The organism is Candidatus Limimorpha sp. (assembly GCF_056203535.1).
In genome coordinates this window covers 1-21,268 of the sequence record NZ_JBADWU010000028.1, presented here as the reverse complement: position 1 = coordinate 21,268, position 21,268 = coordinate 1, and the positions used below count along the sequence as shown (strand labels likewise).

The following is a 21,268-nucleotide window of genomic DNA, read 5'->3' as shown; positions in this document are numbered from 1 at the left end:
AATGAAGAGATTGCTTCTTGGAATACCGAGAGGAACGCCGCTCAAAAGAGCGTCAATTGGCAGTTTAAGACTGTCGATGCCCGAATCAAACTGAAACATCTCTACCCTATATTGAACTTTTAAGTGTTACAAAATACTAGTTTGCCAGAGCTGAAAGAACGATTTGTGAGAGATGGAGTTGTAAATCCAGAAATTTGGAATAGCGATTTGCCTGCCAGGATAGTGGTCGTACTAAAAGATCCCAATGGGTATGTGTATTGGGAAACAAAAGAATGGTTAGAAAAGGAAGACTTTCACAAAGAAAAGAATCACTGGAAAACCTGGCGTCTATTAGCGAAATGCATATATGTACTCCATCATTACAAAAAACAAGGTTTAATTAAGGAATATAAGGATGTGCAACATGCTGTTAGTTCGCCAATAGCTCAACACCATCAGTGTCAGAAAATAGTCCTTGTAAATCTTAAGAAGCAAGAAGGTTCTTCCCATATCAGCGATGAAAAGCTTTCAGAGTATTTCGAGAAATACAACAAGGAATACTTTTTAAAGCAAATAAAACTCTATGATAACATAGATTACATATTATGTGGTGGAGACATAGTATTTGACATCATTACAAGAAACAAGGCCGAGATTTTGAATGAAATCTATGGAAAAGAAGTGACAGTGTTCGCATCACCGAAATGTGCAGTTGTAAAAGATGGTCCAATAATTCTTGGTTGTGACCATCCGGCAATTAGATATTCGCACGAAGAGTATTACAATAGATTAGTGAGAACGCTCTTGTTTGCGGAACAATACAAACAATCAATAAGTAAGTAACAATTTATTCCTCCATATCTGACTGGTTTGGGTTGATGGTAGAATAAGTTTTGTTGTATTTTTTGTTTTTTTCCAAAACAAAAAAAAACTCCCTCACATTAATATTTATTGTATTTTTGCAATCAAATACAATTGTATCTTTAATCATTGATTTTTGCCAATAACAAATACAATAATATGCCTTTATTATACGATTTCGACATGGATTCAGCCGCCGACCTTGCAAAAGGATTGGCACAGCGCACCCAGCAACGCCGTCTGGAAAAAGGTCTTTCGCGCGACGCCCTTTCGATGATGAGCGGCGTCCCCACGCCAACCATTGCAAAACTCGAGCAGCAAGGCACCATTTCCTTAGTCTCGTTTTTGGCCCTTGCCAAAGCCTTAGGCTATGCCGACGAAATCAGGCAACTCATGGCAAAACCGAAATTCGACACCATGGAAGAACTCGACGTCATCAACAGAAACAAGAACAGAAAACGCGGCAGAAATGAATTCGATAAATAAACTGACAGTAAAATATCACGGAAAAACCGTTGGCGAGCTTTCACTTTTGCCCGACAATTCTCTGTGTGCCTTCCAATATGACCGGCAATGGCTGTCGGAAGGTTTTTCCATTTCGCCATTGGATTTGCCGTTGAAAAGCGGACAATTCCTTGCAAAACCAGAACCATTTTGGGGAAATTTCGGCATTTTTGAAGACAGCCTTCCCGATGGATACGGTCGTTATCTACTTAACCGAACACTTAAAAAGAAAGGTATTGACGAGCTAAAACTCAATCCTTTAGAACGTCTCAGCATCATTGGCTCAATGGGAATGGGTGCCTTATGCTACGAGCCTGTCAATTCGATAAGCAACAGTTTTCCGCTTCCCGATTTCGACGATTTGCAGCAAATGGCTTTGGAAGTATTATCGGAGAAAGATGACGGTTCTGCCGACCTGCTTTATTTCAACAGCGGCAATTCGGGCGGTTGCAGACCCAAATGCCTCTATCACGACGAAGAAGGCAGCTGGATTGTCAAATTCAGGCATACTTACGACCCGAAAGATATGGGGAAAATGGAATTTGAATTCAATCGGAAAGCCCGACGTTGCGGTGTTGAAGTTCCTGATTTCAAGCTGATTGAAGGGAAATATTTTGCTTCAAAACGTTTCGATTTGGAAAATGGAGAAAGGCTTCATGTTGCCACGGCGGGAGCTTTGCTCAACGAATCCATTTTTACGCCAAAACTGGATTACAAAGTATTGCTGCACCTGACGGGTTATCTTACCCAAGACCCGAAACAAGTCGAGAAAATGTTCAGACTCATGGCCTTTAACGTGTTGGCTGACAACAAAGACGACCATGCTAAGAACTTCAGTTTCATTTGCCGCGAAGGGAAATGGACGCTTGCTCCGGCCTACGATTTGACTTTTAGTCCTGATGGCTACCACGGGCAACACGCCACTTCGGTCAACTACAACGGAAATCCTACAATTGAAGACATGCTTGCCGTTGGCGAAAGCATCCGCATCAAGCGTCAGCGCGGTCTGGAAATCATCGAAGAAGTGAAAAACGGCCTTCACATTCCCTAAGCAAATTGTTTGAACTATAGATTATTTCACTACCTTTGCAGCGATTTATTTTACCTTTATATAAATGGCTTTAAATAATCTTTTTACCAAGGGGAACCGCGAAAAGCACTTTTTCCCAACTTACATCAAACAGGCTGAAACTGCGCAAGTTGCAGCCAAGTATTTGCAGGAACTTATCAAGTCGGAAGATGCTGAGGAACGCAAGCTCCTCACCCGTATGGTCAAGAAGCAGGAAACCACCGGCGATGAATTGTTGCGCGATTTTTATGTCGAACTCAACGAGGTTTTCGTGACGCCTTTCGACCGCGAAGACATGAACGCCTTGGCCATGTCGCTCGACACTTTCCTCGATTTCATCAACCACTCGGCAAAAACCATCCTGATGTACAATCCAAAGAAGATTGACAAACAGATCAGGGAAATCGTCGACAGCATCGTGGAAGATGCCAACATTCTGATTGAGGTTTTCAAATTACTTGAAGAGCTGAATAGCAATCAGGCGAAAATCAGTGAATTATGCACAAAAGTCGTCAACATTGAGCATCTCGTTGACGACATCTACGGCGATTACGTTTCCTACCTTTTCAGTAACGAGAAAGACGAAATCGAACTGCTGAAATACAAGGAAATCGCCCAGGCCGTCGAGGACACCACCGACCGCGGCAAGGATGTGGCAAGTACCATTAAATGTCTTATTATCAAGCAGTCATGAACCTACTTACCATAGCCATCATCCTTTCCATCATTCTTGCCTTCATCTTCACTTTTTTGAATGGCATGAACGATGCGGCCAACTCCATTTCCACCATCATCGCAACCAAAGTGATGACGCCTATTCAAGCCATCATCTGGGCTTCGTTCTGGGAGTTTACCGCATTCATTTTCATTCGTTTAGTGCTGAATCAGCAGTTTGCCGTGGGTAACACCATGGCCAATTTCGCCGACCAGCAGGTCATCAATCCTTACCTGATTCTTTCGGCACTCACCGGCGCTGCCATTTGGGTAGCCGCCTGCACGAAATCAGGTATGCCGATTTCCACTTCCCACGCCTTGATCGGCGGCATTATCGGAGCGGCATGGTTTGTCAACGGAGCTGGAGTGCTTCACGCCAAACCTATCATTATCACATTGGCATTCATCATCTTATCACCGCTTATCGGATTGTTTTTAGGTTTCTTCTTAGAATGCATTTTCCTGAAAATCTTCAAGAGCAAACCGAGGAAGAAAGTCGAGAAACTCTTCAAAGGATTGCAGCACGTTTCGACGGCGGCATTTTGCATCGGTCACGGTTCAAACGACGCGCCTAAAACCATGGGAATCATCGCCATCCTGATGGCAAGCGTTTTCACAACCGCAGGCGTTTCCGACGGCATGAAAAATTTCATCGCCCACTTTTACGACAGCAATCTTTCTTTCCACATTCCCGATGTTCTTGCCGTTATTTGCTATATAATCATGTCGTTAGGCATTTTAATCGGTGGTAAAAACGTCATCAAGACCATGGGTGGCGGCTTGTCGAAAATCAACCCAATCAGAGGCTTTTCCGCCGAGTTTGCAGGTGCCACAACATTGATTGTCACCTCTTTCTTGGGTATTCCTGTCAGTACCACACACACCATCACGGGCGGCGTTATTGGCGTCGGCCTCACCGATGGCATGAAATCCGTGAAATGGGTGACGGCAAAACGCATCGTGCTTTCATGGATTCTCACCATTCCTGTTCCGTTGGTTATCAGCGGCTTAATCAATTATTTGTTGAACCTTTGTTTCCCATTATAAGCCATGAGTCTCAACGATTTCTTTCAGTTTTTCGTTCCAAAGGAGAAAAAATTCTATCCGCTTTATATCCAGCAGGCCGAGAACATCGAAAAGGCCGCTAAACTGCTGAGAAACATGCTTGTTGAAACCGACCTTAACCGTCTCGATGCCTTGAAAAAGGAAGTGAAAACCTACGAAACGGCTGGCGACGAAGTTCTGCAAACGTTTTACACTCAGCTGAATAGCACCGTCTTAACACCTTTTGAACGGGAGGATGTCCACGAACTTGCCGAAATGATGGACAACTTCCTCGACCGCATTGACGACTGCGCCAACATCGTTCTCACGCGCCGTTTCGTTGACATTGACAATGACCTCACCACCATGGCCGACAACATCATGTTTGCCGCTGAAAGCCTGAAAAACATCACAATCAACCTTGAGTTCATGACTTGCGGAAAAGGCAAAGACATTGCGCGTCTGTGCAACGAAATCAAGGTCATCGAGCACGACAGCGACGAAATCTACGGCAAATTCATCAACAAGATTTTCACACAGAACTACAGCCTTGTAGAAATCATCAAGCGCAAGGACTTGGTTCAGGTATTGGAAAACACCACAAATTCAGCTAAATACATTTCTGACAAAATCAGAAGCATACACGCAAAACTATGTTAATAACTAAAACACTATGAGACAAATCATCAACAGCCTGTTAGATACAGACCTTTACACATTTAGCGTCTGTTACGTCTATTTGCAGAAATTTCCACGCGCCATCGGACAATACACTTTCGTCGACCGCAACAACACGGTCTATCCGAAAGGTTTTGCCGAAAAACTGATGGAGCAATTCAAGCTGTATGAAAACCTTCGTATCACGGATGAAGAGGCGCATTTCATGAAGCAGAAATGCTACTATTTCCCATTGTGGTTCTTCACCTTTTTGAAAGGCTTTTCCTTGAAATCAAATGAAGTGGAGGTAAGTCAGGACGAAGAAGGTCATTTGCACATCACGGTTACAGGTCTGCTTTGGCGCACCGTGTTTTGGGAGATGCCTATATTGTCCACGGTTTCAGAGCTTTGGCACGAAATGAAGGGCGAATTTGAGACCTACGACGCCGAAAAAGAATACAAAAAATCATACGACAAAGCTATTCGACTCATTGGCAACGGCGTGAAATTCTCCGATTTCGGCACGCGCCGCCGTTTCAGTTTCGACCATCAGGATTTGGTCATCCGCTCCTTCATCGAAGCTCAGAAACAGTTCACACACACTTGTTTAGTCGGCACTTCCAACGTACTTCTGGCGAAGAAATACCACCTCACTCCTATCGGCACCATGAGCCATCAGTTTGTGGAAACCTGTTCGCTTTACGGCTACACCGAAGCCAACTACCTCGCCATGGATTTCTGGCAAGAAGTTTATGCCGGCAGCCTCGGAATATTCCTCTACGACACCTACACCCGCAAGGTGTTCTTCCAAAACTTCACCGAACTACATGCCAAACTGTTTGACGGTCTGCGTGTTGACAGCGGCGACAATGTCGAGGCTCTCGAAGACATCATCACGAAATACAAGGAATTGGGCATCGACCCCAGCATCAAATCCATCGTTTTCAGCAACGGCCTGAATGTGGACGACGCCATTTATCTGCACAATATCGTAAACGACCGCATGAAGGATTCGTATGGCATCGGCACGCACCTCACCTGCGATGTCGACAACGTGGAAGCCATGAATATCGTGGTGAAACTCACCGCCGCCAAGATTACCGAAAAACGCAACTGGAAGAAAGTCGTGAAACTCAGCGACGACCTCGGCAAATACACCGGCGACCCTGAGGAAATCGAAATCTGCAAGAAAACGCTGGAGATTGAATGACAAAGATGAGATAATTATTATAAAATCTGCGTTTTTGAAAACGGTATTAAAGCAATAGCTAAAGCGATTTCACGAACAGGAAATAACAAAACTAACTGAATTACAATCTTTGCTGTTGGGGAGGATGGGGAGATGAAAATAAAAAAAATTCCGCATCTGGGCCACCAAAGTCCTTAACGAATATATCCGCAAGGGTTTTGTGTTGGACGACAACCGAATGAAACAAGGAGAACGCATTTTCAGAAAAGATTATTTTCGGGAATTGCTGGAGCGTGTCCGTTCCATCAGAGCCAGCGAACGGCGCATTTGGCAGCAAATCACCGACATTTACGCCGAATGTAGCATCGACTACGATAAGAACGCGCCTACGACACACGATTTCTACGCAATGGTTCAAATTTGAACGTTTTTTTTGCTAAAAGCACTGATTTAAAAGATGGGAAAGCCATTATTTACATACACGGAAAAAGCGGAAACACAGAAGAATCAACACATTACAGACCGCTATTCCATGACTGCGACATAATCGGGGTCGACTACAAATCCGAAACACCTTGGGAAGCAAAAGACGAATTTACTGCCTTTATTAATAAGGTATGCAGAAATTACGACACCGTTTTCATCATTGCCAACAGCATTGGAGCATTTTTCGTGATGAACGCCGATATGGACAAGAAAATCAAAAAAGCGTTCTTCATCTCCCCCATTGTCAACATGGAGCAACTCATCACAGACATGATGACAAACGCCCAAATCACCGAGCGCGAACTACTTGAGAAAACAGAAATCAAAACACCATACGGAGACACCATTTCGTGGGAATATCTGAACTATGTCAGAAATCATCCCGTCAAATGGAACATTCCGACCCATATCCTTTATGGAGAAAAAGACACCCTGACCTCTTTCGATACCATGACATCATTTGCCAAAGACATCGGAGCCACACTCGACATAATGAAAAACGGCGAGCATTGGTTTCACACCAAAGAACAAATGGAATTTCTTGACAAATGGATTATGAAATACTACTGACGAAATACAATTTCCTTTACACAAAACAATATTTTTTTGTGTAAACAAACAAACCGAATACATTTACTGATATTTTTACGCTAAAAATTACACAATATACAAGAATAATAATACTCTAACATACTATTATTCAACTATATAAGAAAATTTTAATAAAAAATTCGTGTAAAGTGATATTATAATATAAAAAATAGTATTTTTGCGGCAGAAAAAGAAAAGGAAAATGACACCGCAAGAAGTAAGAAAAACCATCAACAAACACGAAGGCATTTCTGTTGAGCTAAAAGAATGCACTCAAGGCATACACCCGTCGGTGTACGAATCGGTCTGTTCCTTCCTTAACAGACTTGGAGGCATCATCATCATGGGAGTTTCCGACAAAGGCGAAATTCTCGGCATCGATGAAAAACACATCGGCGGCATGCAGAAAAACTTCGTCAACCAAATCAACAACAAGGAAATCCTTAACCCTATCACCTATATCATACCGGAAGTGGTTGAAATGGAAGACGGCAAAAAAGTCATCGTGCTCAATGTGCCGGAAAGTCCGCAAGTGCATACCTATAAAAAACACTTCTACGACCGTAACGATGAAGGCGACATGGACATCACCGACAACCAATATCTGATTTCGGCCATGTTCCTCAGAAAATCAGCCTATTCGAGCGAAAAAAAGGTGATTCCCGGATTAACCATGGACGACTTCAGCGAAGAAACCTTTGAGAAAACCCGGCGCGAACTGAAAGTGTATCATCCCGACCACATCTGGCGCTCGATGACCAACGAAGAAATACTCAAGCACTCCGGCTTTTGGGACCGCGACCCGGAAACCGGCAAAGAAGGGTTCATTCTTGCCGCGCTGCTGCTTTGGGGCAAGGAAGAGGCAATATTGAAGCATTTGCCTTATTACCAAACCGATGCCATCTATTGGAGCCAGCCATTCAAGCGGTTCATCGCCCCAACTAAGGAAATCGGCGAATCGTTTTACGACGACCGCGAGCGCCTCTCTTGCAACCTGATTGAGACCTACGAAACACTAATGAATTTCGTCAGGCGCAACATGAGGCACACCGAAGTGATGGACGAAACCGGTGGGCGAAGAATCGACTTGCGCGAAATCATCTTCCGCGAAATCATCTCCAACTTCTGCATTCACCGCGAATATTACTACAACTACACCGGCCGAATACTCATCTATTCCGACCGATTCATCACCGAAAACTGGACCAAGCAGACCCAACGCGGCGCTGTTGACCTCGACACGCTCCGCCCGAACCGTAAAAACCCGATCATATCGAATGTGTTCGGTTTGATGAATTACTACGAAGGCGTCGGCAAGGGAATGAGCCGAATCAAGCAATATCTTCCGCTTTACAACCGCCACGCAACGGTTGAAATCGAAAACGGCGACGAATTCAGGTTCACCATCAACATGCCCCAATACTATCAAATCAACGATTCCGAAAGTTCATCATTTGCAGCTCATGAAGCACAAGCATCTTACGGAGCAGTCCAAAAACCTGCCAAAAAGACTTTTTCGCTCAACGAGAAAGAGCGGATGATTGTTAGGTTCATCAAGAATAAGCCAAACATCACCCAATCGGCCATTGCTGCGGCATTAGGATACTCCAGACAGACCATACACACGCTTATGAAGAAACTGGTGGAACAAGGCGTCATCATCCATGTCGGTCCTGATAAAGGCGGGCATTGGGAAGTTATTTGAGATTTAATGATTTAAGATTGTTATCATGAAAAAAACAGTTTTATTCGCTTTACTAGCGACATTTCTGCTGGTTGGTTGCGGCAGAAACGACAATTACATTATCCCTGTCAATTACGAAAAGTTTTACGAAGGCATCACCAGCCTTACCAAAGAACAGGGGCAGGAACTCAGCTTGAAAATTTCGGAAGAGCAATGGAACAACACCATAGGAAAAGAAATTCCTGACATCGAAGTGAAAGACCCTAACGGAAAGAGTTACAAGCTGAAAAAACTGCTCAAGAAAAGCTCCATCATCATTTTCAGTGCGCACAACTGCGGTTGGGGCAAGGAAGAAGCCCAAAAGGAATTTCCCGCCCTTATCCGTGAAATCAGCGATGAGTTGGATGGCATCGACATTTTCTGTTTCGTGGAAAACAGCAAAGACTATAACCAGCAACAAGTCGGCGACTATGTCTGGAGCTTGCAGAAGGAATATAGCAAAATCTATCTCATCGACCAAAATGATGCCATTAAAATAAATCTTTACGCCTGTCCGACCAAACTATTTATTAATAAGGAGCAAATTGTAAGTTTCATGCATGTCGGCTACGCCATGGAGCCTGAGGCACGACTCAATATCATCCGCACAGGCATCAACGAAATAAACAAGGAGAAACTATGAACAAGGCACATTTTGCAGCAGGCTGCTTTTGGGGCGTGGAATATTATTTCAAACGCCTGAACGGAGTTTTGAAAACCACCGTCGGTTTCATGGGCGGCTCGGTCGCAAACCCGAGTTACAAACTCGTTAAAACGGGAACGACTGGGCATTTGGAAACCATCGAAGTGGAATACGATTCCGACAAGGTCAGTTATGAAGATTTGATAAAGTATTTTTTTGAAATCCACGACTTTGAGCAGACTGATGGCCAGGGCATTGACATTGGAAGCCAGTATCTTTCGGCGATTTTCTATGCTTCAGAAGAAGAAAAGGCGACAGCCGAAAAAGTCATTGCCGAACTGACCGAAATGGGCTATCAGGTGGCGACAAAGATTCGCAAAGCCGAGGCCTTCTACCCTGCCGAAGACTATCACCAAAATTATTTGGACTTGCGCAACGAAACCACTGAATGTCATGTCTATAGAAGAATATTTGGGAATCGTTGAGAAAGGCGACCTCGAAATTGAAGACAAATCTTCGATGATGGGCATGAGCTTTCCGCACAAGATTCTCTTCAACGGCCAACAGCTTTGCATCATGAAGAAGAAGGCTAAAATCAACGGCATCCCTTGCGGAAAATACAAACTCACCATTCAGAGTATGTTTCCTTTCCTTTCTGCCGAGGCCGAAATCGACATCAGGCAAGGCGAAAACAAAGTCACCTTCACCGACAAGGAAAAGTTCTGGGATGTGCTTTTCACCATCGACCTGATATTGATGGTCGTCCATTGGTTTATTCATCTGCCGGATAACATCGACTTGATTTACAGGATTGTAACCGATGGCTATTTCGTTCTTTGGCTGATTTACGAATGGACGATAAGGAAAAAATATTTCAAGATAAGTATGTTGAATTGATTTATGTTGAAACGTTGAATTGTATTCTGAAAACTAATCTACCATAAAGAATGAACACGAGGCTGCGTGTTTTCGAGGCTTCGAGAATGACTCACAACATCATATTTCCACACTCTAATTGTCTCATTTTTTAATGACATCGACACTTCTTGTTCAACAATTAAGCCGTTCTTTCTCTCCTGATGATTTAAGAATTTACTTGATTTTTCCTTACAACAACTTTGATTCAAATTAAATTTCTACATTTGCAGCGTCATTAAGGAGATTTCTGACTTGCTTAGATTTTCCGCACCCTAAGCCGGTTAAAATTTTCAGGATGGCAAAACCCTGCAGCACCTTATTGTCCTGTAAGTCAAAACAAAAAGTCAAACACCTAAGTTGCGGAATTATTTCAAAAATGAAAAAAACATCACTTTACTTGCTTGTATTGCTGTTAGCTTTTGCTGCATCCTGCAAGAAAAACGACGATGACAAATCTTCAAACCTGAACATCGTCGAACTACGTTCGGCTGGAAAACCTATCAGTAACCCGAACATTAACCCATCCAACCTCAAGCCGGAAGGAGCAGAAGCAACGCTCCGTTCGCTTCGCTACGTTTCACCGCTTCCAATTTATTATATGGATTACACGGCAAAGGTGGATTGGAACCAATTGATTAAAGAGGGCAATAGCCGTTATCATTTGTTTGATAATACGAGCGCGCACACCGATTTAGACAACCTCCTTTATAACAATCCACCACGTGAAGACATCACACCGTCCCGACATGGTCTTTGCTCAGGATTCGTCTGCTTCAACCCTCAGCATGAGTTGCTGTTTGGACGCAATTATGATGGTGACACAGGGCCGTTGCTTGTCGTTTTCTACCAGGATGTTAAACCAGGAGAACACAAAAGCGTGCTGATGACTGAGCTATCGATGGCACAAATGTCTTCCGGCTTAATTGAAGAGTACAATTACGACCCTTGCCTGTTGGAAGAAGGCAAGAACCTTGATGTACTGCTCAGACAACCTGCCACCGTCTTGGACGGCATGAACGATGTTGGACTATGTCTGGCGGCTTACCAATTGCCTAATTTCGACAACGGCACCCCCGAAATCGGACACAATGAAACTCCACGTCCTCACGGAGTCGACCAAAACACAGGAAAACCCCAAATCATTTCATCTGTATTACACCGCATGATTTTGACAAAATGCGCCACTGTGGATGATGTTGTCAACTTTTTCAATTCATACGATTACACCTCCATGATCCCCGACCTGAATATTCACTGGTATGTGGCAGACGCAAAAAACAATTGGAGAACTTTGGAATTCTGGAAAGGCAGCCAAGGGCAAGATTCCTTATTTGTAATGGATGAAGATTACAGACAAGCATCCACTTATTTGTCTGGCAGTATGGTTCCTTACGAATACCGCTGCATTGAGAACTTCTATTGCAACCTCGAGGCTTCCGCAACCTACAATTTAGACCATTGGCAGCACGGATACTCCACCAAAACCCGCGCAATGAATCTGATGAGCCACTATGCACCGACCATGACGGAAGAAGAAGCTCTGCAATGCCTGCAATATGGCAGTTATGGTGTGGAAACTCCCAACCAAGTAACCGACTGGTCTTGCGTTTACAATCCCAAAAAGAAGACCGTCATCTTCACTATGCGCAACGACATGTCAACGGTCTATTCCATCGACCTTAACAAAGACTTGTAATAAAATCTTTTCTACATAAGGAAACAAAACCACGTTGAAAAAGGCTTCCTTTTTGACCACCTCGGTTGGAAGGATGCCTTTTTTTGTTGGCAAATCATTTCCTTATCAAAATTTCACTATCTTTGCAAAACCAAATGGTGACTTATATTAATACGGATTTACATTAATAAGAATAATATGGCAAAAAACATCGAAGAAATCAGAGAAGCGCTGGCCTCATACGGCATCACCGGCGTGAAGGAGATTTACTACAACCCAAGTTACGAACAACTCTTCAAGGATGAAATGGATTCATCTTTGGAAGGCTACGACAAAGGCGTGCTGACCGAACTCAACGCTGTCAACGTGATGACCGGCATCTACACTGGCCGTTCACCTAAGGACAAATACATCGTCATGGACGAAAACTCGAAAGACACCGTTTGGTGGACTTCCGATGCCTATAAGAATGATAATCACCCTATGAGCCAGGAAGTTTGGGCTACCGTGAAAGGCATTGCCAAGAACGCCCTCTGCAACAAGAACCTCTATGTTGTTGATGCTTTCTGCGGTGCCAACAAAGATACACGCATGGCAGTCCGCTTCATCATGGAAGTGGCTTGGCAGGCTCATTTCGTTGAAAACATGTTCATCAAGCCAAGCGCTGAAGAACTGGCCAACTTCAAGCCGAACTTCACCGTTTACACAGCTTCAAAGGCTTCCGTCGAAAACTTCAAGGAACTCGGTCTCAACAGCAGCACCTGCGTTGCCTTCAACGTGACAAGCCACGAACAGGTCATCCTGAACACATGGTACGGCGGCGAAATGAAGAAAGGCATGTTCAGCATGATGAACTACTACCTGCCGCTGAAGGGCATCGCTTCCATGCACTGCTCCGCCAACACCGATATGGAAGGTAAGAACACCGCCATCTTCTTCGGTCTGTCAGGCACTGGCAAGACCACCCTTTCGACCGACCCGAAGCGTCTGCTCATCGGTGACGACGAACACGGCTGGGACGACAACGGCGTCTTCAATTTTGAAGGCGGCTGCTATGCCAAGGTCATCAACCTCGACAAGGAAAGCGAACCTGACATTTACAACGCCATCAAGCGCAACGCATTGCTGGAAAACGTTACCGTCGATGCAGAAGGCAAGATTAACTTCGCCGACAAGAGCGTGACCGAAAACACCCGCGTCAGCTATCCTATCGACCACATCGAAAAGATTGTCCGTCCGGGTTCAGCTGGTCCTGATGCCAAGAACGTCATCTTCCTCAGTGCCGATGCTTTCGGCGTGTTGCCACCAGTCAGCATCCTGACTCCTGAACAGACCAAATATTACTTCCTCTCCGGCTTCACCGCCAAATTGGCTGGCACCGAACGCGGTATCACCGAACCTACTCCTACTTTCAGCGCTTGCTTTGGTCAGGCATTCTTGGAACTCCACCCAACCAAATACGGTGAGGAACTCGTGAAGAAGATGGAAAAATCAGGCGCTAAGGCTTATCTCGTCAATACTGGTTGGAACGGCTCTGGCAAGCGCATCTCCATCCGCGACACTCGTGGCATCATTGATGCTATCCTCGATGGCAGTATCAACAAGGCTGAGACAAAGATGATTCCTACCTTCAACTTTGAAGTGCCTACCTCATTGCCAGGCGTCGACCCGAAGATTCTCGACCCACGCGACACCTACGCCGACCCAAGCGTTTGGGAAGAAAAGGCAAAAGATCTCGCAGGCCGCTTCATCAAGAACTTTGAAAAGTACACGACAAACGAGGCTGGTAAGGCTCTCGTCGCTGCTGGTCCGAAACTGTAAAGTTCAAACAAACATAAACAAAAAGTCCGCTGAGTTCGGCGGACTTTTTCATTTTATAATAAGATCAAAAACTTCATTGATTCAGCATCACAGGCATCAGCAGCATCAGCAGGTCTTCCGATTCGTTTTCATTTTCAACAGGTGTGAGGATGCCAGCACGGTTTGGAGCCGACATTTCGAGTTTCACCTCCTGTGCGCCGGTGTTGGCCAGCATTTCCTGGAAGAAACGCGAGTTGAAGCCGATTTCCATATCGTCGCCCGTATAGCTGCAAGCGAGGCGTTCCTTTGCTTCGTTGTAGAAATCGATGTCTTCAGCCGTCAAGATGATTTCCTGACCAGAGATTCTGAAACGCACCTGGTGTGTTGCCTTGCTGGAGAAGACAGCAACACGGCGGATGGCCGACAGGAACACCTGACGGTCGATGAGCATCTGGTTCGGATTGTTCTTCGGAATGACGGTCTCGTAGTTCGGATAACGACCTTCAATCAGGCGGCAGACCAAAGTGTAGTCGCCAAACACGAATGAAGCGTTGGTCTTGTTGAACTCAATCAAGACGTTTTCTTCAGCAAAACCACTCAAAATGCTCTTCAGCTGATTGATAGGTTTCTTTGGCATGATGAACGATGCCGGAGTGTCCGACTTGATGTCCAATCTTCTGTAACGCACCAATTTATGAGCATCGGTAGCGACAAAAGTCAGATAGTTTTCATTCATTTCCAAAAGCACGCCCGACATGATTGGACGCAGTTCATCGGTACCTGTAGCGAAAACGGTCTTCTCGAAACCGGCGGCCAAAGCCTCGGCAGGGATTTCCCACATTTGGGTGTCTTCCATCGTAGGCACCGTTGGGAATTCGTCGCTCTTGTGGCCAGCCAGTTTGTAACGGCCTTCGCCGGCGATGAGTTCAACGGCAAGATTGTCGAGATTGACGGAAACGGTAATCGGCACATCCGGGAAGTTCTTCATGATGTCCAAGAGAATGCGGGCCGGAATGGTCACTTCGCCAGTGCCTTCCATCATGTCAGGCTGAAGGGCGACGCTCATGGTGACTTCGAGGTCGGAAACCGTGATTTTCAATCCGTTTTCGGTCTGCTGAAAGAGGAAGTCATCCAAAATCGGCAGGTTGTTTTTTGAGCCGATGACACCGCTCAGGGCTTGCAGGCTCTTCAGAAGCTTAACGCTTGGTATAATGAATTTCATATTGTTATGTATTTATTCTTGTTGTCAAATTGAATTGGTAAAAATACAAATAATCTGAAAATGCAAAGGAAAATTTTTTGAGAAAATTATTTTCCACCTATCTTTTCACGCGACAATCCATCGGTCGATGTTGCGGCAAGCCGTACTGAAATTCACGCCCACCTTCACGATACTGCGCCCGTCGCTTTGGAAACGCTTGGCATAATCCTTTTCATCAATCTGCGCCAAGGCTTCCTCAGCCGACTTGTTGAACTTGAACTCAAAGATATAGATGTAATCCTTTGTCTTGATGGTCATGTCCATGCGGCCCTTATTGGAGTGCTCTTCGATTTCGACGTAATAGCCACATAAGGAAGTGAGGATGAACATCACGCTCTGGAAGTGGCGTTCCTGCTGAGGCTCCAGCTCGTAGGGGCAGGTGCTCAGGAAGGACTGCAGGCGTTCCATGAAGCCTTCGATGTTGCCCTCGCGTAGCGAGCGCACGAAACGGCTGATTTCGAAGCCCGACTTACCCTGCACCGTGTTGGCATAGTAAGGCATGAGGTATTTCAGGAATCCCTGCTTTACTTCCCTGTTCGGAAAACCCAGATGATACAGCTCAAAATCAGGGTCATAGCCCTTGATGGTCAGGTAGCCGCTTTGGTAGATGACCGGAATCGGGTTGGTCGAGGCGATGTCCACGCTGTTCAGCGTATCGGCATCGGGTTCCTCATGTTCCAGATCGGGAAGGACATAGTCGTGTTGCTTGAGCAGTTCCATGAGGTAAGTCGGCGTGCCTGTCTCGAACCACCATGCACCAATTTCGCCTTTGTAAAAAGCATTTAGAAGACTGAAAGGATTATAGACACCTGGCAGCTTCTCGTTGCAGAAATGATAACCATCGTAGTTCTCGCGAAGTACAGCGTAAGTCTCATCAACCGACTTGCCGAGCTTTTCGGCGAGTTCGGCCACTTCCACTCCAAAGTTTGCGCGAAGCTCCTGTTCAGAGATACCGCAAATCTCATGGAATGCGGCATCCATCGAAATGTCGTTCAGGTTGTTCAAATCACTAAAGACGCTCACCTTGCCGAACTTGGTCACGCCAGTGAGGAAGGCGAAGCGTATGCAGCCGTCCATCGACTTGAGGGCACCGTAGAAGCCTTTCAGCGTAGCGCGGTAGGCATCCTGAAGCTCCGGTTTGCCGATAGCCTGAAGCATCGGCTTGTCGTACTCGTCGACCAGAATCACCACCTGACGGCCAGTCTTCTCGCAGGCGCGACGGATAATACCCATAAAACGCAGGCCAAGCGAATTTTCAGAAACATTGCTGCCAAATGAATTTTCCCAACGGCACAAATGTTCATTGAGAATGTCATCAAGTGCCCGAGGACTGTCGTACACCTGCGTATTCAAATCCAGATGCAGTACGGGGTATTCCGTCCAGTCGTGTTCCAACTGCTCGATGGCGAGACCTTTGAAAAGTTCGCGCTTTCCCAAGAAATACGACTCAAAAGTATTCAGTAGCAGGCTTTTGCCAAACCTGCGCGGACGCGACAGAAAATAATACTTGCCTTCGGTCACCAACTTGTAAACGATGGCTGTCTTGTCCACATATTTGAATTCCTTGTTTCTCAGGTCTTCAAAGCTCTGTATCCCGATTGGCAGTTTCTGTCCCATAGTTGTTGCTGTTTTTGCTATTTGATGTGCAAAAGTAGAAATTATTTGTCTTTTGGAAACAAATCCGACATAAATCTTTCACAAATCTTTCCTTTCGTTTTTCTTGCGCCAGCCAATCAGAGGAATTTATGCGACTTGCTGTATTGCTACGAACTTTTGGAGCATGAATTGAAGTTCGGAAAGATAGCGTAAAGCAAACTATTACATCGATTTAGGCAGTGTTTCAAACAATGTATCCAAAGCCTGTTGCCACAGGGATACGGCGCAATATGAGCGATTGCTTTCCATTGCAACAAATTATGGCAGAAAAAGTTGGCCTGACCGTGGTGACATTTTTATGGCTGGTGATTGCTTAGCCATTACTTTTTCAGTAGTCGCACGATGCCAAATCAACAAATCCACAATGCTTCCTCATGCCAACCTTGAGGGAAACCCATTGCTTTGAGATCGATGGAAGGATAATCGGAAAGCAACCGAAGCATTTTGTCACGCATGTCGTTTTGAGGAGAAATAATGTCAAGAAAGTATTTGATGATGCAGAGATTAAAATATATGCGCAACGGGTCGGTAGGCAATGGCAGCCAAGCTCCGCTCATACGGTTAGGCAGCATCGGACGAATGGTATTCTGCTTGTTCCACACACGGGCATGGTGACAACAGGAATTGCGCGTCAATGTAACGATGGTGAGCCACGATTCGAAAGGAGCCACTTGCAAGCCAAACTTTTGAGCAATGCTTTTCTTAATGCGAGGCACTTTGATGTTGCTATAAATATTTGTCATCACCCCAAGCGGCAGCACTTCTGCCAACATCCATGCCGGAGGGTATGCGTCAGAATATGTCTGCCTGAAATGGTCGATGAAATCCTCACGAGAGCGGTTGATTTCAGCATCTATGAGCGTCAATGTGTGATTAAACTTGACACTATTGGTAAAGTTTGACACATTGGTTATCCAAAAAGGATCATTCGTCAATTCGCAACCCGTATTTACAAAAGCACTGCGAACCGCCACTTCTATTTTCTCAATCTCGTTAAAGATAAACAATCGCAATTTTTCGTCGAATCGGTAAATTGTCATTACCTGACTAAACGAGGAACCTATCTTATACTGGTGCTGATCTTTAGGCATTTGAAGCAGAGGATACATATAAGCCGACAAACGATAGTAGCCAATATATTCGAGGTACCGCTCGGCTTTTATTGGGTCGTCAACGGCCAGTCCTCTTGACATCAGCAAACCGACGAGGTCGTGTGAATTGGTGTATGTTTTCTGAAAAGGGATTTTGTTTGTCATCGGAATATATAAAAAAACGACCCGCACATTTGAGCATCGTTGAGAGGCTTGGCGGGTTCTAGCACTGCAAAAGTACAAACATTTTTCCACACCGCAAGCATTTCATCGAAAAAAACATTTCCCAATTGAAAGTGCGGCATCGTTTCAAACACTATGTCCCAATCCTGTTGGTTTCAATAATGTGTCGCACAATAAGCATTTGTTTTATTTCCAACATGATATGGTAAGAAAAAATTAGCAATAAAATACTTTTTAAACTCATAAGGGAAATGTTTTGTGGGTTTTGAATGTTTTAGTTACAAAAAGGACAAATTGTAAATTATTGCCAAAAAAATAGTTTGAAATCAAATCAAGGGTTAACACCCACGCCTTTCCAATATTTCCAATCAATGCTGGCTTCAACACGCATCTCGATCCTGTCGTCCAGATTGTGATAGAAATCGAGACCCGTCAGCAGTTCCAATTCGTCAATGGTGCAGGCCGAAGCCGAAATATCCTGATCTTCAGGCGAATTATACAGCACAAAAACCGACACTCATCCATAGCAAAGGCACACAGAAAAATCCTCCTCTGATTTCAAATTTTCTTGTTCCATTTGATCGTTATTACATTTTTGTTATTATTTTTGTGTCCAAAATATGACAATTCACAATAAGAAAACTACGAGAAGCACATTTACATGACACTTGGTAAACTTGAAAAACATCTGATCTTCTAACCATCCGGAAACAAGAAGCGAAAGTTTTTACACCTTGGTTAGCTAAGGAAGAGAAACCTGAACTGTTGAGTGAGTCCGTTGGTATTGACATCGTTTTTGTAGAACAAGAATCGAATGTCGGAGATTTCAGTGTTGATTTATATTTTAACAAACATACAGTATGACCGAACTCGAACTACGACAATATCTGCTCCGTGAATACCCACAAGAGAATGCTCGGTGTGAATGGAAGGAATTTAAAAATCTGAGGAACTCGTTCTGCGGGAACGAGAAGGATGATGTTATCTCCTACGTGTCGGCTATTGCCAACATGGAGGGTGGTTTTCTCGTGATAGGTGTACACGACAAGACGTTGGTGATTGTCGGTACAGATACATACAACTATGACCGCCAGAAGGCGATTCTTCGTTTGACCGACAGGTGTGCCAACCTTTCGAGTGAAGGGTTGGACATCATGGAGTACATCACTTCTGATACTCAAAAGAAGGTATGGGTGATTCGTATTCCGAAGCACCTGCCGAAACGTCCCGTGTAAGCTCATGACAAAGCTTGGCAACGTATAGAGGATTCGCTTGTGGAGTTGACACCAGAGCGATTGAATGCCATTCTGGATGAACCTCTGTTCACAGGTGGCGACTGGTCGGCAGAAATTGTACCGGATGCAACGATTGATGATCTTGACGAGGTGGCAATTGCCAAAGCTCGTGTGATGTTCAAGAAAGTGCACAGCCGCATTCCTGCAGAAGAAGTAAATGCATGGTCGGTATCAGAGTTTCTTAGCAACGCTGGCGTAATGATTAATGGCGGTATCACTCGTGCTGCAATCATACTGTTGGGCAAGCCAGTATCTGTATTCAAACTACGTCCTGCTGTTGTGCGCGTAACATGGTCGCTTCGTGATGAGAAACAGAATGTTGTAGATTATGAGCACTTCACCGCTCCGTTCATCCTGACGGTGGATCAGATTCTTGCAAAAGTTCGCAACCTGACTATGCGAGAGATGCCTGGAGGCACACTCTTTCCCGACGTTATGCAGCAGTATGACGACTACTCTATGCGCGAGATTTTGCACAATTGTATAGCTCATCAGGATTATACCCTTCAAGAGAGAATCAACCTTGTGGAGAATCCAGGATTCCTGTATTATGCCAATGGTGGCAGTTTCATTCCTGGCACTGTGCAGAAAGCTCTTGCTACGCATGGTCCTCAGCGACACTATCGTAATGAATGTCTCTGCAATGCTATGGTCAACTTCAATATGATTGATATTGTAGGTCGAGGCATCCGCAAGATATTCAATCAGCAATGGGAACGCCGATTTCCTATGCCGGATTATGAGATTGATGCAATAAAAAAGGAAGTGGCTGTTCGTCTGTATGGAAATGCCATCAATGAAAAATATACCAAATTGCTGAAGGAGAACAAGGACTTATCCTTTGAGGATTGTATGTTGCTGGATGCTGTGCAGAAAGGCGGTTCTATATCTATTGAAGACGCTCATACTCTCAAAGAAAAAGGTTTGATTGAAGGAGATTACCCAAATCTGTTTCTATCGGAGTCCGTATCAATTCAGACAGATCAATTAGGTGATTATGTCAAGAACAGGGGTATGAAACGCCAATACTACAAAGATTTAGTAATGGAATTGTTGAAGAAGAAACCAGATGGAGCAAAACGCTCTGAGATAGATAATCTTCTAATGGATATGATTCCAAAATCATCAAAGAATCCTTCTGTTTATATAGGGCGTTTGCTGAATGAAATGAAAGAAAAAGATGGTTCCATTCATTTTTCTCATTCATTTTGGTTCATTAACGACGAAATGAATGAAAAATGAACGGGAAATATATAGTTGTTTTTCAATATCATTTTGCACCCCAAAAAGACTGAAATCACATTGATTCATAGATTTGCATGTTCTCCTATCAAGGGACTATCCCCACGCCTTTCCAATATTTCCAATCAATGCTGGCTTCAACACATTTCTCGGTCCTGTCATCCAGATTGTGGTAGGAATCGAGACCCGTCAGCAGTTCTAATTCATCAATAGTGCAGGCCGAGGCCGAAATATCCTGATTTTCTGCTGAGTTTTCCAACACGAAGCCGATGGCCGTATAGGTTCCTTCGACCGGCACTAACCAAGCCTTGAAGAAAGCATCGGGCACCACTACCCTATTTTCGCCAATCGTTCCGTTCACGTTCTTGCCCACAATCGGCCCTGTGACGACATACACGCGGCCATATTGCCGAGCGATGGCGCGGGTTTTCTTCTCCAGACTGTGCCATTTGCCATCGTTGAATGTGGCATTCTGGGGGCTGCAATTGGTGAAATAGGAACTTTCATCCATGGCAACCGAGTCCCATTTCATGTCGGCGGCAGGGCGCCATGTGTCCGCGCGACCAGCATGGCAAAACTACTATTTTTGGGAGAATAATACATTTTTTGACCTAATGTGATAGATGTAAGCCGAAAAGTCGATGGCTTCACGGAAGTCGGAAGACCATCCATTTAACGTTTTAACAT

At 44.6% G+C, this 21,268-nt stretch carries 19 protein-coding genes and 2 pseudogenes; 16 read left to right on the top strand and 5 right to left on the bottom strand.

From position 1 onward, the window contains the following. Positions 1 to 141: 141 nt before the first annotated feature. The 15 genes and pseudogenes from AC06MN_RS03380 to pckA all read left to right on the top strand — a co-directional run bounded on the left by AC06MN_RS03380 (position 142) and on the right by pckA (position 13,874). Complete coding sequence (locus AC06MN_RS03380; protein ID WP_475670944.1) at positions 142 to 822, top strand: hypothetical protein; 681 nt, start codon at positions 142 to 144, stop codon at positions 820 to 822. A 177-nt stretch (positions 823 to 999) separates the two neighbouring features. Further along, positions 1,000 to 1,326 (top strand): helix-turn-helix domain-containing protein, encoded by a 327-nt coding sequence (locus AC06MN_RS03375; protein ID WP_475670943.1) that lies wholly within the window; start codon positions 1,000 to 1,002, stop codon positions 1,324 to 1,326. Further along, on the top strand, positions 1,310 to 2,395 hold the full coding sequence (locus AC06MN_RS03370; RefSeq protein WP_475670942.1) for a type II toxin-antitoxin system HipA family toxin: 1,086 nt from the start codon (positions 1,310 to 1,312) through the stop codon (positions 2,393 to 2,395). The genes AC06MN_RS03375 and AC06MN_RS03370 overlap by 17 nt, the downstream gene beginning before the upstream one ends. 64 nt (positions 2,396 to 2,459) lie before the next feature. Next, positions 2,460 to 3,107, top strand: coding sequence for a DUF47 domain-containing protein (locus AC06MN_RS03365; RefSeq protein ID WP_475670941.1), 648 nt, complete (start codon positions 2,460 to 2,462; stop codon positions 3,105 to 3,107). Continuing rightward, positions 3,104 to 4,174 carry an inorganic phosphate transporter gene (locus AC06MN_RS03360; protein WP_475670940.1) on the top strand — a complete coding sequence of 357 codons (1,071 nt, stop codon included), beginning with the start codon at positions 3,104 to 3,106 and terminating at the stop codon, positions 4,172 to 4,174. The genes AC06MN_RS03365 and AC06MN_RS03360 overlap by 4 nt, the downstream gene beginning before the upstream one ends. A gap of 3 nt (positions 4,175 to 4,177) precedes the next feature. After that, entirely contained in the window at positions 4,178 to 4,831 is a 654-nt protein-coding gene (locus tag AC06MN_RS03355) for a DUF47 domain-containing protein (protein ID WP_475670939.1), read from the top strand. Positions 4,832 to 4,844: 13 nt separating this feature from the next. Further along, positions 4,845 to 6,038 (top strand): nicotinate phosphoribosyltransferase, encoded by a 1,194-nt coding sequence (gene pncB, locus AC06MN_RS03350; RefSeq protein WP_475670938.1) that lies wholly within the window; start codon positions 4,845 to 4,847, stop codon positions 6,036 to 6,038. A 145-nt stretch (positions 6,039 to 6,183) separates the two neighbouring features. Further along, positions 6,184 to 6,435, top strand: a pseudogene (gene rhuM, locus AC06MN_RS03345) (RhuM family protein); the annotation flags it as partial. 2 nt (positions 6,436 to 6,437) lie between these two features. After that, positions 6,438 to 7,073 (top strand): alpha/beta hydrolase, encoded by a 636-nt coding sequence (locus AC06MN_RS03340; RefSeq protein WP_475670937.1) that lies wholly within the window; start codon positions 6,438 to 6,440, stop codon positions 7,071 to 7,073. A gap of 223 nt (positions 7,074 to 7,296) precedes the next feature. Continuing rightward, positions 7,297 to 8,799, top strand: coding sequence for an RNA-binding domain-containing protein (locus AC06MN_RS03335; RefSeq protein ID WP_475670936.1), 1,503 nt, complete (start codon positions 7,297 to 7,299; stop codon positions 8,797 to 8,799). 25 nt (positions 8,800 to 8,824) lie between these two features. After that, positions 8,825 to 9,460 carry a hypothetical protein gene (locus AC06MN_RS03330; protein WP_475670935.1) on the top strand — a complete coding sequence of 212 codons (636 nt, stop codon included), beginning with the start codon at positions 8,825 to 8,827 and terminating at the stop codon, positions 9,458 to 9,460. Further along, positions 9,457 to 9,945 (top strand): peptide-methionine (S)-S-oxide reductase MsrA, encoded by a 489-nt coding sequence (msrA, locus tag AC06MN_RS03325; protein ID WP_475670934.1) that lies wholly within the window; start codon positions 9,457 to 9,459, stop codon positions 9,943 to 9,945. The genes AC06MN_RS03330 and msrA overlap by 4 nt, the downstream gene beginning before the upstream one ends. Continuing rightward, on the top strand, positions 9,914 to 10,357 hold the full coding sequence (locus AC06MN_RS03320; RefSeq protein WP_475670933.1) for a hypothetical protein: 444 nt from the start codon (positions 9,914 to 9,916) through the stop codon (positions 10,355 to 10,357). Before msrA ends, AC06MN_RS03320 begins: the two co-directional genes overlap by 32 nt. 397 nt (positions 10,358 to 10,754) lie before the next feature. After that, positions 10,755 to 12,074 carry a C45 family peptidase gene (locus tag AC06MN_RS03315; RefSeq protein ID WP_475670932.1) on the top strand — a complete coding sequence of 440 codons (1,320 nt, stop codon included), beginning with the start codon at positions 10,755 to 10,757 and terminating at the stop codon, positions 12,072 to 12,074. Between the two features lie 177 nt (positions 12,075 to 12,251). Further along, a complete protein-coding gene (gene pckA, locus AC06MN_RS03310) occupies positions 12,252 to 13,874 on the top strand; it encodes a phosphoenolpyruvate carboxykinase (ATP) (RefSeq protein ID WP_475670931.1) in 1,623 nt (540 codons plus the stop codon). 73 nt (positions 13,875 to 13,947) lie between these two features. Here the strand turns inward: pckA and dnaN are convergent, their stop codons facing one another. The 4 genes from dnaN to AC06MN_RS03290 all read right to left on the bottom strand — a co-directional run bounded on the left by dnaN (position 13,948) and on the right by AC06MN_RS03290 (position 18,549). Next, positions 13,948 to 15,075 (bottom strand): DNA polymerase III subunit beta, encoded by a 1,128-nt coding sequence (gene dnaN / locus AC06MN_RS03305; RefSeq protein WP_475670930.1) that lies wholly within the window; start codon positions 15,073 to 15,075, stop codon positions 13,948 to 13,950. Between the two features lie 105 nt (positions 15,076 to 15,180). Further along, positions 15,181 to 16,731: an ATP-binding protein gene (locus AC06MN_RS03300; protein WP_475670929.1), complete on the bottom strand. Its 1,551-nt coding sequence runs from the start codon at positions 16,729 to 16,731 to the stop codon at positions 15,181 to 15,183. Positions 16,732 to 17,120: 389 nt separating this feature from the next. Then, positions 17,121 to 18,026, bottom strand: coding sequence for an Abi family protein (locus tag AC06MN_RS03295; RefSeq protein WP_475670928.1), 906 nt, complete (start codon positions 18,024 to 18,026; stop codon positions 17,121 to 17,123). A 349-nt stretch (positions 18,027 to 18,375) separates the two neighbouring features. After that, a complete protein-coding gene (locus tag AC06MN_RS03290) occupies positions 18,376 to 18,549 on the bottom strand; it encodes a hypothetical protein (RefSeq protein WP_475670927.1) in 174 nt (57 codons plus the stop codon). A 355-nt stretch (positions 18,550 to 18,904) separates the two neighbouring features. Here AC06MN_RS03290 and AC06MN_RS03285 point away from each other — a divergent pair. Then, positions 18,905 to 20,581 (top strand): annotated as a pseudogene (locus AC06MN_RS03285) (RNA-binding domain-containing protein). An 88-nt stretch (positions 20,582 to 20,669) separates the two neighbouring features. Here AC06MN_RS03285 and AC06MN_RS03280 read toward each other — a convergent pair. Further along, positions 20,670 to 21,113 carry a DNA/RNA non-specific endonuclease gene (locus tag AC06MN_RS03280; protein WP_475670926.1) on the bottom strand — a complete coding sequence of 148 codons (444 nt, stop codon included), beginning with the start codon at positions 21,111 to 21,113 and terminating at the stop codon, positions 20,670 to 20,672. Positions 21,114 to 21,268: the final 155 nt, after the last annotated feature.

Excerpts from the sequence above, each read along its gene's own strand:
- AC06MN_RS03335 (WP_475670936.1), top strand. The coding sequence starts at position 7,297 with ATGACACCGCAAGAAGTAAGAAAAACCATCAACAAACACGAAGGCATT.
- pncB (WP_475670938.1), top strand. The coding sequence starts at position 4,845 with ATGAGACAAATCATCAACAGCCTGTTAGATACAGACCTTTACACATTT.
- AC06MN_RS03375 (WP_475670943.1), top strand. The coding sequence starts at position 1,000 with ATGCCTTTATTATACGATTTCGACATGGATTCAGCCGCCGACCTTGCA.
- pckA (WP_475670931.1), top strand. The coding sequence starts at position 12,252 with ATGGCAAAAAACATCGAAGAAATCAGAGAAGCGCTGGCCTCATACGGC.
- AC06MN_RS03320 (WP_475670933.1), top strand. The coding sequence starts at position 9,914 with ATGTCTATAGAAGAATATTTGGGAATCGTTGAGAAAGGCGACCTCGAA.
- AC06MN_RS03355 (WP_475670939.1), top strand. The coding sequence starts at position 4,178 with ATGAGTCTCAACGATTTCTTTCAGTTTTTCGTTCCAAAGGAGAAAAAA.
- AC06MN_RS03315 (WP_475670932.1), top strand. The coding sequence starts at position 10,755 with ATGAAAAAAACATCACTTTACTTGCTTGTATTGCTGTTAGCTTTTGCT.
- AC06MN_RS03300 (WP_475670929.1), bottom strand. The coding sequence starts at position 16,731 with ATGGGACAGAAACTGCCAATCGGGATACAGAGCTTTGAAGACCTGAGA.
- AC06MN_RS03365 (WP_475670941.1), top strand. The coding sequence starts at position 2,460 with ATGGCTTTAAATAATCTTTTTACCAAGGGGAACCGCGAAAAGCACTTT.
- AC06MN_RS03360 (WP_475670940.1), top strand. The coding sequence starts at position 3,104 with ATGAACCTACTTACCATAGCCATCATCCTTTCCATCATTCTTGCCTTC.
- AC06MN_RS03370 (WP_475670942.1), top strand. The coding sequence starts at position 1,310 with ATGAATTCGATAAATAAACTGACAGTAAAATATCACGGAAAAACCGTT.
- AC06MN_RS03280 (WP_475670926.1), bottom strand. The coding sequence starts at position 21,113 with ATGAAATGGGACTCGGTTGCCATGGATGAAAGTTCCTATTTCACCAAT.
- AC06MN_RS03330 (WP_475670935.1), top strand. The coding sequence starts at position 8,825 with ATGAAAAAAACAGTTTTATTCGCTTTACTAGCGACATTTCTGCTGGTT.
- msrA (WP_475670934.1), top strand. The coding sequence starts at position 9,457 with ATGAACAAGGCACATTTTGCAGCAGGCTGCTTTTGGGGCGTGGAATAT.
- AC06MN_RS03295 (WP_475670928.1), bottom strand. The coding sequence starts at position 18,026 with ATGACAAACAAAATCCCTTTTCAGAAAACATACACCAATTCACACGAC.
- dnaN (WP_475670930.1), bottom strand. The coding sequence starts at position 15,075 with ATGAAATTCATTATACCAAGCGTTAAGCTTCTGAAGAGCCTGCAAGCC.